Source organism: Azospirillum ramasamyi, from assembly GCF_003233655.1.
Classification (GTDB): domain Bacteria; phylum Pseudomonadota; class Alphaproteobacteria; order Azospirillales; family Azospirillaceae; genus Azospirillum; species Azospirillum ramasamyi.
The window spans coordinates 492,690-505,320 of sequence record NZ_CP029830.1 but is presented as its reverse complement, the minus strand read 5'-3'; the positions used below and the strand labels follow the sequence as shown (position 1 = coordinate 505,320).

General features: G+C 65.1%; 15 protein-coding genes. 6 read left to right on the top strand and 9 right to left on the bottom strand.

What is annotated here, in order from left to right:
- The first annotated feature begins 27 nt into the window (after positions 1-27).
- Both DM194_RS14805 and DM194_RS14800 read left to right on the top strand, forming a co-directional pair.
- Entirely contained in the window at positions 28-468 is a 441-nt protein-coding gene (locus DM194_RS14805) for a response regulator (RefSeq protein WP_111068335.1), read from the top strand.
- Between the two features lie 173 nt (positions 469-641).
- On the top strand, positions 642-1,040 hold the full coding sequence (locus DM194_RS14800; protein WP_111068334.1) for a YidH family protein: 399 nt from the start codon (positions 642-644) through the stop codon (positions 1,038-1,040).
- A 163-nt stretch (positions 1,041-1,203) separates the two neighbouring features.
- On the opposite strand, the gene DM194_RS14795 is transcribed toward DM194_RS14800, so the two are convergent.
- The 3 genes from DM194_RS14795 to DM194_RS14785 form a co-directional block, all read right to left on the bottom strand.
- Positions 1,204-1,671: a Ros/MucR family transcriptional regulator gene (locus DM194_RS14795; protein WP_246024336.1), complete on the bottom strand. Its 468-nt coding sequence runs from the start codon at positions 1,669-1,671 to the stop codon at positions 1,204-1,206.
- Between the two features lie 747 nt (positions 1,672-2,418).
- A complete protein-coding gene (locus DM194_RS14790) occupies positions 2,419-2,850 on the bottom strand; it encodes a hypothetical protein (RefSeq protein ID WP_111068333.1) in 432 nt (143 codons plus the stop codon).
- Positions 2,851-2,981: 131 nt separating this feature from the next.
- A complete protein-coding gene (locus DM194_RS14785) occupies positions 2,982-3,287 on the bottom strand; it encodes an SH3 domain-containing protein (protein ID WP_162630055.1) in 306 nt (101 codons plus the stop codon).
- A 131-nt stretch (positions 3,288-3,418) separates the two neighbouring features.
- On the opposite strand from DM194_RS14785, the gene DM194_RS14780 reads away from it, so the two are divergent.
- On the top strand, positions 3,419-3,748 hold the full coding sequence (locus DM194_RS14780) for a helix-turn-helix domain-containing protein (protein ID WP_111068688.1): 330 nt from the start codon (positions 3,419-3,421) through the stop codon (positions 3,746-3,748).
- A gap of 157 nt (positions 3,749-3,905) precedes the next feature.
- On the opposite strand, the gene DM194_RS14775 is transcribed toward DM194_RS14780, so the two are convergent.
- Positions 3,906-4,238 carry a hypothetical protein gene (locus DM194_RS14775; RefSeq protein WP_111068331.1) on the bottom strand — a complete coding sequence of 111 codons (333 nt, stop codon included), beginning with the start codon at positions 4,236-4,238 and terminating at the stop codon, positions 3,906-3,908.
- Positions 4,239-4,758: 520 nt separating this feature from the next.
- On the opposite strand from DM194_RS14775, the gene DM194_RS14770 reads away from it, so the two are divergent.
- Entirely contained in the window at positions 4,759-5,139 is a 381-nt protein-coding gene (locus tag DM194_RS14770) for a hypothetical protein (protein ID WP_162630054.1), read from the top strand.
- 292 nt (positions 5,140-5,431) lie between these two features.
- Here DM194_RS14770 and DM194_RS28140 read toward each other — a convergent pair whose 3' ends face one another.
- A complete protein-coding gene (locus tag DM194_RS28140; RefSeq protein WP_162630053.1) occupies positions 5,432-5,812 on the bottom strand; it encodes a hypothetical protein in 381 nt (126 codons plus the stop codon).
- A gap of 103 nt (positions 5,813-5,915) precedes the next feature.
- Here DM194_RS28140 and DM194_RS14765 point away from each other — a divergent pair, with 103 nt between their 5' ends.
- Positions 5,916-6,275, top strand: coding sequence for a hypothetical protein (locus DM194_RS14765; protein ID WP_162630052.1), 360 nt, complete (start codon positions 5,916-5,918; stop codon positions 6,273-6,275).
- 261 nt (positions 6,276-6,536) lie between these two features.
- On the opposite strand, the gene tnpC is transcribed toward DM194_RS14765, so the two are convergent.
- The 3 genes from tnpC to tnpA all read right to left on the bottom strand — a co-directional run bounded on the left by tnpC (position 6,537) and on the right by tnpA (position 9,014).
- Positions 6,537-8,180: an IS66 family transposase gene (tnpC, locus tag DM194_RS14760; protein ID WP_111068036.1), complete on the bottom strand. Its 1,644-nt coding sequence runs from the start codon at positions 8,178-8,180 to the stop codon at positions 6,537-6,539.
- A gap of 79 nt (positions 8,181-8,259) precedes the next feature.
- Positions 8,260-8,607 carry an IS66 family insertion sequence element accessory protein TnpB gene (gene tnpB, locus DM194_RS14755; RefSeq protein ID WP_111065522.1) on the bottom strand — a complete coding sequence of 116 codons (348 nt, stop codon included), beginning with the start codon at positions 8,605-8,607 and terminating at the stop codon, positions 8,260-8,262.
- Complete coding sequence (gene tnpA / locus DM194_RS14750) at positions 8,604-9,014, bottom strand: IS66-like element accessory protein TnpA (RefSeq protein WP_111068035.1); 411 nt, start codon at positions 9,012-9,014, stop codon at positions 8,604-8,606. The genes tnpB and tnpA overlap by 4 nt, the downstream gene beginning before the upstream one ends.
- A 149-nt stretch (positions 9,015-9,163) precedes the next feature.
- Here tnpA and DM194_RS14745 point away from each other — a divergent pair, with 149 nt between their 5' ends.
- Entirely contained in the window at positions 9,164-11,719 is a 2,556-nt protein-coding gene (locus DM194_RS14745; RefSeq protein WP_111068328.1) for a DotA/TraY family protein, read from the top strand.
- A gap of 59 nt (positions 11,720-11,778) precedes the next feature.
- On the opposite strand, the gene DM194_RS14740 is transcribed toward DM194_RS14745, so the two are convergent.
- Positions 11,779-12,156, bottom strand: a complete 378-nt coding sequence (locus DM194_RS14740) for a hypothetical protein (RefSeq protein ID WP_111068327.1) — start codon at positions 12,154-12,156, stop codon at positions 11,779-11,781.
- Positions 12,157-12,631: the final 475 nt, after the last annotated feature.

The window sequence follows — 12,631 nt, the reverse complement described above, 5'->3', positions numbered from 1 at the left end:
TTGAGATCGCATTGACGGGAGGAAGGAATGGCCGATTGTCTGGACATCCTGGTTGCCGAGGACGATCCCTGCATCGCCGCGATGCTGGCCGATATACTGGATGAACTGGGTCATCGCGTCGTTGGTGTCGTGGACACCGCCGAGGCTGCGATCGACCTCACCGCCGGTAAAGTCGTTGACGTGGCGGTGATCGACGTCTGGCTGGCCCATGGCTCCAACGGCCTGACCGCCGTGCGGCACCTGACCGCCCGGAACGGCATTCCCGTGATTGTGTGCAGCGGGCATGCGGCCGCCCAGGACGCCTTGGCCGCCGGTGCCATCGCCTTTCTGGAGAAGCCGTTCCGGATCACTGATTTGGAGCGTGCGTTGGAACTGGCGATGGGGTCCGGTGCGCTGGCAGATGCCACGGCGACCGCTGCGAGGGCAAGGATGCTGGCAGGCCACGCACTGTCGCCTGCTGGTCGGTAGTCAAGTCTCAGGTGTATCGCTGATTGGACGCCGGTCAAACCAGGGCCGGATCGCGTCTGTCTGGGATCGAGCAGGTCTCCATGAGGCCGGTGCGGGTCAAATTCAGCCGATGATTGAACCGGGCACACGCCCCAAGCGTTCTACAGGTCCTCCTCCGGCTCAGGAGACCATGATTGCAGACAGATCTGAACCCGCCCGCGCCTTCAGTGGACAGTGCTGATCGCCGAACCCAGTTGGCTGCCGATCGAACCGTCTTCGCGGCGGAGCGGACCTACGCCGCATGGGTCCGCACGGGTCTTGCAGGCTTGGCCAGCGGCGTCGGGGCCAAGAAGCTGCTGGAAGGTGTCGTCCCTGAATGGATGATCTGGGGAACTGGCTCCATCCTCGTCGCCTTCAGCGCGTTCTGTTTCGGTGCGGCCGTATGGCGCCAACTGTTCGCAGGGCCGCCGCCTCCGCACCCTGACACGCCACGCATTCCGCCAGCGCTGCTCATCGCGGTGAATGGATTCCTGATGCTCGTTGCCTTCAGCGCGCTCGTCGGGATCTGGTTCGGAAGGACCGGTGGGGATTGAGCAGCATGCAGTTCCCGGCCGACATCCGGCTTCCGGAAGGCGGGGCCGGACCGGCGCAATGACATGAGCCTCAACGCACCGGGGCAGACGGGCTGCCTTCACCAGGCTTTGGCCTGCAAGTGCCGGAGGCCAGCCGTCGACAAGGCGGCTGGCCTCCCACGATTCAGGCGGCTTCCTGATCCCGCTGGCCGCCCTCACCCCGTCCACGCTTCCGGCCGTTCGAGCGTCCCAGGCCGATCTGGAGTGCCAGCTTGCTGCGGCTCTCCGCGTAGTTTGGCGCCACCATCGGGTAGTCCGACGGCAGACCCCATTTGGCCCGGTACTCGTCGGGTGACATGCCGTAGGTTGACCGCAGGTGACGCTTCAGCATCTTCAGCTTCTTGCCGTCCTCGAGGCAGACGATGTAGTCGGGCGTGACGGACCTGCGAACCGGGACGGCCGGGGTCAGCGGCGCTTCGGCTTCGCGGCGTTCCGGCTTGCTGACCCCCGCAAGGGCAGCGTGAACGGCCTTCACCAGGTCCGGGAGCTCCTGCACCTGCACGTGGTTGCTGCCGACGTAGGCGGTGATGATCGCCGACGTCATCTCCAGAAGACCGCCCGGCGCTGGCGTGTTCTCGTTGATCTGGTTCATGATCGATATTCCGTGCTGAGAGTTTGCGCCGAGTATGAACGGTTACGATGGTTTCGGTGGATTACGCTCACCGCCACCCCGATAGACCGTCGATGTAACTATGGTCGATCAGACCGTAGAGAAGCGCAAGAGGTTATTTGTCGATGATAAAACGAATATTTCGTGGGACAATATAGGCCAGAATGAGACCGGGTAAGACGTTCTGGAAGACCTCTCTATACGTCCCGCAAGGGCGTAATGCGCCACCTGTCGCAGAGGTGCTCCTAGTCAGCGGTTCAGGTTATTCGGTCCGGAGACTGCGAAATCGTGCTCCCCTCAACCAGTACGGCAAGGCTACATGGACCTCCGTCGGCCGCGTCCCGTCGGACATGCCTTGGCATAGAGGAAAGGCAGGCGGGGCATTCGCGCGCCAGCCGTCGAATGGGATTATTGCCAGCTTCCTGGGGGGTGCTCCCCGAGCGGTCGTGGCAGACCAGGAATCATGTCATCGGCAAGCTGGTATTGCGCTCCGGCTCGTGGCCGAGGGCGCCCGGAAGCCCTTTAGAGTCAATGATTCTACCGGTTTTCTCTGACTAAGTGACTGAAAAGTCGTGATAAAAAGTGAGTTAATCACAAATGCGCGCCCAGCCTGACGACGGTACAGGCTGATTTCGCAGGGCGCAGAACAGGGCAGCCGAGAGGCCAGGAGGGGCGACAGCGCCGAGATGAAGCGGTCGCCCTCGGCCACATGATTGCCGCAGGCAGGGGCTACAGGGACCTGCGGTGGAGGGCAGCCGTGCCGGGCCCCGGCCAGAAGTGAGCCACGCTGCCGCCAAACTTGAAGAAAGGGAAGAGCCCGACGAGGAAGAGGATGAACCCAGCCTGTGCGGACCCTTTGTCGCCGGTGGCGACGGAGAACGCGATCAACGCGGCGGCGACAATCAGCAAGCCGAAGGTGAGGCCGAGCGAGACGTGCCAACTGCTGCGGATCAGATCGATATCCGAGTGGATGGGGCCGCCCTGCTCCTCGAGCGCGTAGATGAGGAGGTATCCCTTGAGGTGGAGCGTCACCCGGCGTCCTTCCTCCGGGCGCTGGAGGAGGCGGCTCAACGCGGCCTCGACGTTCCGGTAGGCCGTGATGGCTGGGACGTTGACAATCTTGCCGTTGTCCTGCCTGAGCGTGATGTAGTTGTACTTCATCCCACCGCGATGGGAGACCGATGGGCCGTAACCCTCGAGAATTCCGGAAATTCTTTTCACGAATGACCTCTACCCGATTGCGGAGTACCTGCGTCTCTTTGAATCATCACCAGTAAACAGCGAACGGAAAATTACTCGGGCATCCCGAAGCGCACCCGCGGCCTCAGGTCTGTTTCCTTGACGTAGCCGCTCTTGTCCTTGTGATCTGCGCGGAGCCAACCCTTGGGCAGGCGGCAGTCCTTCTTGGTTTCCAGCACGGCAACGGCGGCGACCGGATCGATCTTGGTGACGACTGACGCGCCGTCCCGCGGTTCCGCGTACAGCTTCGCGCCCCTGGTTCCGTCGTAGATTTCGGCGCCCCTGCCGACAGGGCAGTCGAAGGCTAGGGCGGGAGCGGACACCACGCTCAACGCCGCGCAAAGAACGATCCTACGCACGCCAAACTCCTGGCTGATCTTAAGCCCGAGCTTGCTACCACAGGATTCCTTTATGAAACGTAAGGACACCTGTATGGACCGAAGGGCCTGGGGCGCGGCAAACCGGTCCCATGCAAGGATTCGGTCAAAGATTGCGGGCGCGTGCCCAGGCGCTGGGGCTGAGCGACGCCGAGGTTGCACGCCGAAGCGGGCTCAGCGAGCAGCGCTATGGCAACTATGTCCGTGACGCTCACGAACCCGACCTGGAGACGCTTGTCACCATTGCCAGGACCCTGGGGTCAACGCTCGACAGTCTTCTCCTCGGCAGCCAAGCAGACCAAGGATTGGATCCGGTGCGCGCCTCGCTGGAAACACGACTGATTTCCGCCTCGCGCGCCTTGGACCTTGGTGATCTGAAGATTGCCGTCGGTCAGATCGAGTTGGCAGTTCAGCACCGTCGGGTTGACCCCGATCCCAGCTAACGCGGGCATACCTTCTGCCGAGGCGCTGCGACGAGTTCTTGTCAACAATCCGTCGGCTTCGATGAGCGTGGCGGCTATTGGAACAAGGAATCCTGTAGGGCGCCGGAGCCGTTTTGAGGCACCGGCGCTCTCCAGCGCAGGAACACCGTTCGACCCGCTACAGAAGAGCAGCTGCCGTCACGGCAAGCGCGGCCGCCAAGGTAACGGCTGGCCAAGCGAGCCGCGGATGTTTCGGGCAGGCCCAAGACTGCCAATGCTCGGCGGCGCCAACAGCGATCTTGCCGACGCAGAAGAGGGTCAGCAGGAATCCGGCTACCCCGATCACGCAGAGCAACAGGACGTCGTTGTGCGAGGGCGGCAGGCCGGTCGGCATGAAGATCGGCGCGATCATTGAGCCGAGGACGAGCATGGTGCCCCAGGCTGCGGTGAGCATGGCCGCCGACGTGCCGCCGGTCCAGGCAATGCAGCGGAGGAGAGGGGACGTCGTCATGGTTCAGCGCTCCGCAAGCTGATGGTCACGATCCAGGTAGGCCCGCGTCGGCGCGCTGGCCGCCGTGCTCCGGGGAACTACGAGCACCTCACCATTTATCCGATCGGCCGCTTCAGGTGCGCAAGCCTGCTGATGCGGATCGCCCAGGCGCGTTCAACCTCCCACGAGGTTTCCCCAAGAAGGGCTTGCAGCTACGCGAGGACCGCGTGGTCACCTACCCTTCTTTAGAGTCAATGATTCTACCGGCCATGGTGACTTAACCATCTGATACGACACGAATAAATTCATGCCCCTGGATCGATCGGAATGACTTAGCCCAGGCGAACCATCGAAGGACGTGCTTCGTCCTGCCTATCAGCTTTTGCCCCGCTGGCTTCGAGTAACAGGTGACCGAGGATAAGAAGCCAGAAGAGTTAATGGGCAGGGTTATGCATAGATGCAAAACCGTACAGGCAATTGTGCATTAACGATTTTCAATTACGCCGCCGTAAAATTTCTCCAGCAACGATGGAGAACGCTCATGGCATACGATGATTTCATCAGATCACTGATCGGCGACAAGCCGAACAATCCAGGTAGATCGAGCGCGAACTTCAGCGTCGTCCGAAATGGACTGCGCTACCGTGCTGTGAGCATGGATGAGGTCGCAACATACAAGTTCGGCCGTCTCGACGATTTCGAGTGGGTCATGGAAATCCTGCATCGATCGGAGAAAGGAGCCTTCCTGCTTGTCGCCGAAGGTGGGCCGTCGTCGCCTTGGCGCGCCCGCGACGACGACGGTTTTCGAAATGGCCATGCCTACATTCCGCTCACGCCCGATCAAGCGCAGCGCTGGCTGGAGTTGCGCGGGCTGGATGAGGATCTCGACGCTCTCTTCGGCGAGGGCCTGGAGGACGCCTGAGGCAAGTACTCGCCTGCTACCGGCGTAGATACCTGCTCGACCCCCGGCGAGCCGCGCTTGCGGTGCTGACCCGGGGGTTTCGCGTTGCACGAAGTTTGATCGCCGCACCGGCCGCGTTGCCTTTAGGTGGAGACTGGCGGGGCGGCGAGCAAGCCAGCCCCGCAGCTTGCGAGCCCGAGGGAGGCAGGCTGTTGCCCCGATAGGCCCGTGCCAGCCGTGGGGCGCCATCCGGTCCAGGTATGCGTCGGCTTCAGCTAGACGACGAGGAGGCCCACCAACGAATCAGCACGGGTTACGCCGGATCGCCCGCTTGCCGCGGGTTGGTTGGCCCACGCGGGCGGCGCGCACGCCGCCCGGCCATATGGCTGTACAACAGATCCAGGGCCGCGCGAACGGGTGCTGCATAGGCAGCCGCGGCAGCCGCGTCACCAGCTGAAAGTGCCTGCTCGAGGCCCGTGACCGCGCCGCGAAGTTGACGGATTGCGCCGTGCCGGATCGCGGCTCGCCGCCAGATCGTCGTTGCCGCAGCAGCGGGGGATCGATGGCCGCCCTTCAGATAGCTCTCGAAGGCAGCCTTGTAGGAGTCGGCAGTCCGCTCTGACGGCTTCGGCTTGGTAGAGTAAATGTTGACATGGGCTCGCGCCTCTCCAAGCAAAGTTAACAAATTATCCATGACGAACCTCTGACAAATTGTTTCGATCAACTGTATTGCGTTTTTAGAGTGCGTCACAACAAGATTGATAGGAGGTCTATCTCAATTTGACGTGGAGGGCGCCGTGAAAGTGAATACGTTGACACCGGCCATCTCGCATTGGCTTGCAGGGATCGCCCGTGGAGCGTTCCGCGACGCTTCCGTTGCGTGCCTGCTGTTCTGTGTGCTGATGGCGTTCGTTCTCGCCGCCAGCGGCGACCGTGGCGCGCGCGTGCTGATGGTCGCGTTCGACGTCTCCGACGGCGCGGGCGTCATCGGCCTGGCGCGCCTTGCGGCTATTGGTGCCCACGCGATGCTTGCCCTTCATCTCACGGTCGTGGTGGCCATCACCTCCGCTTTCATCCGGGGCGCGTGGTCGCCCCTCATCTGGCTCGTGGGCCGCGGCGCCAAATCGCTTGCCGCCCTTCACAGGGGGGCAGCATGACCACGGGATTCCTCCGCCGCGGACTGGCCGCTATCTTCCGCCCTGCGAACCTCGTCGCTCCGATCGCCGCCGATGCCCGGGAGGCAGCCCGCGGCCTCGATGACATCGCGTCGATCGCCCGGGTGGCGCTATCCCGTGAGCCGCAGCCGCCGGAAGCGGCCGATCTACGGTCTATCCGCGACGACGGCGAACGCTTCACCACCGCGATGATCCAGGCGGGGATGTCCGAAGCGGATCGTAAGCATCCGCTGAGTGCCGCGGTCAGGCAGCTTTCGTCTGCTCGCGGATTGCCTTCCATTCCCAGGGGAGGAGTTCGTGCAGGCGGGTTTGGGGGATGTCGTTGATGCGGGCCAGGACGTCGGCGAGCCATGCCTGGGGATCGACGTCGTTGAGCTTCGCCGTGGTGATCAGGCCGTACATGATCGCCGCCCGCTGCCCGCCGCGATCGGAGCCGCAGAACAGCCACGCTTTCCGGCCCAAAGCGATCCCGCGCAGGCCGCGTTCGGCGGCATTGTTGGTCAGGCACAGCCGGCCGTCGCCGAGGAAGCGCGTGAAGCCGTCCCAGCGCGTCAGCATGTAGTCCATCGCCTTGGCCACGGGGGCATGGCGGGAGAGCCGGGCGCGCTCCGTCCGCATCCAGTTCTCCAGCGTGGCCACCAGGGCGACGCCGTGCTCCTGGCGGGCCGCCAGCCGCTCGGCCGCGGGCTTGCCGTTCAGGGCGCGCTCGAGATCGAAGAGGGCGTCGATGTGGGTCACGGCTTCCAGGGCCAGCGGTGAGATCGGCGGGGCATCCTTGCCGCGTCTGGTGTTCGCGGCGATGTCGGCCAGCTTGAAGAAGCCGCGCCTTGCATGCGCCCAGCACAGTGCGGCGCTGATCGGCCCCGGTCGGCGCTCAGGTTCGTACAGCCGGTTATAGCCGGCGAACGCATCGGCCTGCAGCCAGCCCGTGAAGCCGGCCAGGTGCCGTTCGGGATGCTCGCCCTTGCGGTCTCGCGAATAGTGGAACAGCGCTGCCGGTGGGGCTTGGCCGGCAAACGGCCGGTCATCACGCACATACACCCACAGCCGCCCGGTGTCGGTCTTGCCTTTGGCCAGCACGGGCACGGGCGTGTCGTCTCCATGCAGCCGCTCGGCTGCCAGTACATGCGCGGCGATCAGGTCGTGCAGCGGCTTCAGCACCGCGGCGGCGGCGCCCACCTGGTCGGCCAGGGTGGACAGGCTGAGCGGCACGCCCTCGCGCGCAAAGCGTTCGGCCTGCCGGTTCAGCGGCTGATGCTGGCCGAACTTCTCGAACAGGAGGGTGGCCAGCAGGTTGGGGCCGGCCCAGCCCCGTGGGGTGGCGTGGAACGGCGCCGGCGGCTGGCTGATCGTCTCGCAGGCCCGGCAGGAGAACCGCTCGCGCACCGTCTGGATCACCTTCCACTGGCGCGGGATCACCTCCAGCGTCTCGGTGATCGTCTCGCCCAGCTTGCACAGCTTGTCCGAGCCGCAGCACGGGCAGCTCGCCGGTGCCGGCACAACGACGCGCTCGCGCGGCAGGTGGTCGGGGAAGGGCTGGCGTGATGGCCGTTTGCGGGTAAAGGCCGCCACCGCGGTGGTTTTGGCAGCGGCCTGCTCGGCCGCCAGTTCGTCCTCGCCGGCCGTCGCTTCCAACTCTTCGAGCTGGAACTCCAACTGGTCCAGCAGACGCGCCTTGCGCTCGGAGCGCGTCCCGTAGAGTTCGCGCCGGAGTTTCTCGATTTCCAGCTTCAGGCCGGCGATCAGCGCCTCGGTGTTCGACGCCATCGCCTTGGCCCGCGCCGCTTCGGCTTCCGCCGCATCCGCCCGCGCCTCGGCCTGCGCCAAGGCAGCGCGCAAGTTGGCGACGTCGTCGGCCGAGGTGGAGGGGAGCGGGGCGGCGGTCATGGCGCCAGTTTACCTGGGAACGCGCCGTTGAGCCGCCACAATCACCCCTGAACCGGTGCGTCGATTCACCGTGTCGCAGTCACCCCGCGGCCTCGGGGCGCCAAGTCTTCTGCGGGTTGCGCCAGTCGATGCCCTCGAGCAGATAGCCCATCTGCCCAACCGAGATCGACACCGCGCCGTCCGCCGGCGTGGGCCAGATGAAGCGGCCCCGCTCCAGCCTCTTCATGAACAGGCAACTGCCCTGGCCGTCATACCAGATGATCTTCACCAGATCGCCGCGGCGCCCGCGGAAGATGAAGAGATGGCCGCTGTGCGGGTCTTGGGCGAAGCGTTCCTGCACCAGCAGCGCCAAACTCGCCCAGCCTTTGCGCATGTCGGTGTGTCCGCTGGCCAGCCACACCCGCACGCCACTCGGCACCGGGATCATGCCAGGGCACCGACGACGGCCGCCGCCAGAGCCGGATCGACCGGCCCTTCCAGACGCAGGCGTGCCCCGCTGGGCAGGATGACCTCGAGGATCGCCGGGCTCGTGGTCGGACCCGCTGGAGGCGGCAATGGTTCAGGGGGCTCCAAGACCGGCGGTTCTGTTACGGTCGGCTCCGGCGTGATGGTCACTGCGACGAAGCTGGACGGTTCGGCCACCGCGCTCCCGCTCGCCTGCATCAGCCCTCGCCAGCGGTATAGCAGACTTTCGTGCACGCCCAGCCGGCGGGCCGCTTCCGTCACCACCACGCCGGGGCGGAACGCCTCCTCGACCATTCGGACCTTCTCCGCCGGCGTGTAATTTCGCCGCCGCTCCGTCCCCGTCAGAACCTCGACCCGCTGATAAGCCATGACGTTTGCAACTCGTTTGCGTCCGCGCAATGACGCGCCACGCAAAACTCAGACGTCGGACCCTATTTTGCCAAGGCGGCACTCACCGGAGGCGTACAGCGGATCTGCCCCGCCTCGAGGGGAACCTGCGGCGGCGACTGACCGGCTGGATGGTCTTTCTGGTCCTCAGCGTGCTCCTCGCCATCGTGGCCCCGAAGGCGGACCTGATCGCCAGAACCGGTTTCCCGGTCCTCGACCACGCGCTGCCCTGGGTGTTCGCCGTCTGGGTGGCCACGCGCGCGGCCCTCGCGAGCCTGCGTCTCTTTCAGGTTCAGGCGCGCGCACTGGTGAGCGTGTGGGTCTGGCTGCGTGACCCGGCCGCGTGGCTCGGCGCCAAGCCGTCGAGCGCCGCCGCGCTCGTGGTGGCGCTCGCTTTCCTCTTCATGCCCGGAAACGGCTTGGCGGCGGAGCCCGCGGGCTCCGCCACCGCGATCGCGGACATCGTCAGCAACGCGATCGCCGCGACGCATGCAAACGATCTCTCACTGGAATGGCTCAGGAGGATGTTCTCGGGAGCAGGTGTCGTACCGGGTTCGCCGCCGTCGGGATCGGACGCGCTGGTACCACTCTTCACCATGTTCAACAGCGGGCTATTCTTTCTCGGCACCTTGGTACTGATGTGGCAGACCCTGTGCGGCCTGGTCTATGCCGCGCACACCGGCAAGGTCTTCTCCGAGGGCAGCAAGTACCACGTCACCTGGGCGCCCATCCGGCTCTGCGTCGGCGTGGCGGCGATCGTTCCGATTAAGGGGTACTGCGTTGCCCAACTCCTGGTGATCGGTCTCTTTTCGGGGGGCTATATGTTCACAAACGCCCTGTGGTCGCTCTACGTCGATCGCATGCTCTCGCCGACCAGTTCTGCGACCGTGGTTGCACCCCGCCTGGACCCCGGCCGCAATCTAACTGCCCAGATCCTCCAGCTGGAGACCTGCGCTTTCGTGGTGAGGGCGGCAGAGTACGAGCCGGGCTGGTGGGATCGCTTCAGCCTCGGCATGTTCCGTTCCGCCCGTCCAGTTTTCGCGCTGCCGGAGCCCGCCGGTTCCGCTGCCGGTTCGGGTACCGTCTGGGACTACGGGCAGGTGTGCGGCTCCCTCAAGTTGGACGGCATCGCCACTTCGGCGGCGTCCCTCGTCGGCGGGCAGGTCGCCTCCGCGGCGATGACATCCACCACGGAGAAGGCGGCCTACGAAGCGTTCGACTCCGCCCGCGTACGCGCGCTCGGAACCTTCGTCCAGGCGGTCCGGAACTCCAGGGTCGCCGAGATCGTCCGTGACAGCGTCACCCCGAACCCGAGGGAGCATGGCCCCGGCCGGGGTGAGTTTGGCGGCCGTCTTCAGCAGGCTCTTGCGGCGGGAACCGCGTACACCGATGAGATGAATCGGGCGGCGAGGGACCTGAGCGCCAAGCTCGACGAGGAGGGTAGGAGGAACTTCCGGATCACGGCGGCTGAGTTGGGCTGGGCTGGCGCGGGCTCGCTGAACTTCACCCTCACGCGGATTTCCGCCGGTGTGATGGCGCGTGCTGCCTCCGGCATGCCGGAGATTGTCGCCCCCAACCCCGAGCGCCTGACGGAGGAAGTGCAGAGGCGTCTCCGCACCGCTCTTGGCGAACTCGGCCAGTCGATCATCGACGCCCGTGAGCGCGATTACGTGTCCCGCAACGACATCTACGTGGCCGAGAACCGGTCTTCCTGGAACCCCATCTCCTGGCTGCTGAAGGAGCCGTCGCACATGATCGCCCGCGGCATCGCCAACGCCGCCGAACTCGACGCCGTGAACCCGATGGCCTCGATGACCTCGCTGGGGAACGCCACGCTGATGGCCGGTGAGGCCCTGCTCATCTCATGGGTGAGCGCCAATGTGGCGGCGTCCTCGGCGGACGCCACGGCCGAGAACGCGGGAATATTCGGCTTCGCCGGAAGACCGTTCACGGCGGCCGGGAAGGGCCTCCTCGATGTCGTCGCGCCCTGGATGGTCATGTTCATCAGCGCGCTGCTCACCTTCGGCGCGCTGCACGCCTACGTGCTGCCGATGGTCCCGTTCATCATGTGGTTCTTCGCCGTGATCGGCTGCGCCGTCTTCGCCTTCGAGGCGGTTGTGGCCATGCCGCTCGCCGCCTTGGCTCACATGCGGATGGATGGCGACGAGTTGATCGGACAGCAGCAGCGGCCGTACTGGGTGCTGGCCTTCAACGCGGCTCTTCGTCCCTCGCTGCTGCTGTTCGGCTTGATCGGCAGCAACATCCTTTTCGCGGTGATGGCCGGGTACCTCAACAAGACCTTCGCGCTGGCGATGCTCTCCAGCATGGGCGACAGCATCATCGGCTTCGTTGGGCAGATCGTGATGCTCGGGCTGCTGCTCTACCTGCATTACCAGATCGCCATCCGCTGCATGGGCCTGGTCCACCAGGTTCCCGCAATGGTCTCCCGCCTGCTCGGTGCGGACGACGGCGAGCGCGGCGAGCGCGACGCGACCAGCACCATTGTCGCGGCCGCGGCGTCCTTCACCAAGAATGCCGGGGCGGCCGCGCTCCGGGTCGGCGGACAGGCCAGCAAGGCCACGGGCGAGGAGCCTGGCCAACAACCGGGCGCCGACAGGAAGAACGAGAAGATCACCAAGAGGCCGGAGGCTCAGGAGGCGGGGACCAGCACGGGCCGGGGACCGTAAGCAGGCGAGGGGCGGGGCGCATTCGGCGCTTTCCGCCCCTCTGCGGACGGGCCAATGTTTCAGTTTTCGCGGCGAGCCGTCGGGTTGGTGATGCCGAGTCCCAGGGCGGCTTTGTCGAAGGCCGCCTCGAAGATCATGCGCGCCATGCTCTTCGGGCTCCCATCGCTGTAGTGGTTGCCGCTCTCGGCCAGCAGGGGGCTCCCCTTGTGGGCTTCGGCGAACGCAAAGACCTGGGCGGCGCGAGCCTCGGCCTCAGCCCTGCACACCGCCAGGGCGTCCTCTAGTTCCCGCACCCGGGTTTCCAGGGTGTGGGCATACTCCTCCCACCGCCGACCGAGTTCGTTCGCGCGCCGGGCGGCAGCCGCGTTGGCATTCGCGGTGGCCATGTTGTCCAGAGCCAGCCCAACGACGTTTCCAACACCGTTGCCCTCGAACATGACGTACCCTCCCGCTTGAACTCGGAGACGCAAAGTCCCCGTCACCACGATCGACGCCCGCATCTTCTGATCGCGCAGGCTGCGGCTTCCTATTGGGACACAATCCTAGATCGAAAGTCCTCTCTGATCAAGCGGAATATACAGGAACTCTTTGTTAACATACAGGAATCCTTGCAGACCCAGATTTGGCAAGGATTTCGGCGGCCCCTGCACGCGAGGAAGCCTAACCCGCTGCCGCTGCGAGCACCGCTGCCGCCCGCATCCAGGAGATCCCCTGCGGCCGCCCCGGCGCCCCTGGTGATCCGATCCTTGAGCAGGGTATCCGCTCTCGAGCGGGGTGATGACGCTGAAGGCGCTGCTCGCCTTGGCCGAGATGGTATAGCCGTAGGCCGCGGGAGCAAGATGAGGGCCCCAATCCAGCGTTAGGCCGCACTTGACGGCGCGCGGGAGGCCGTGCGTACGATGATGAGATGGA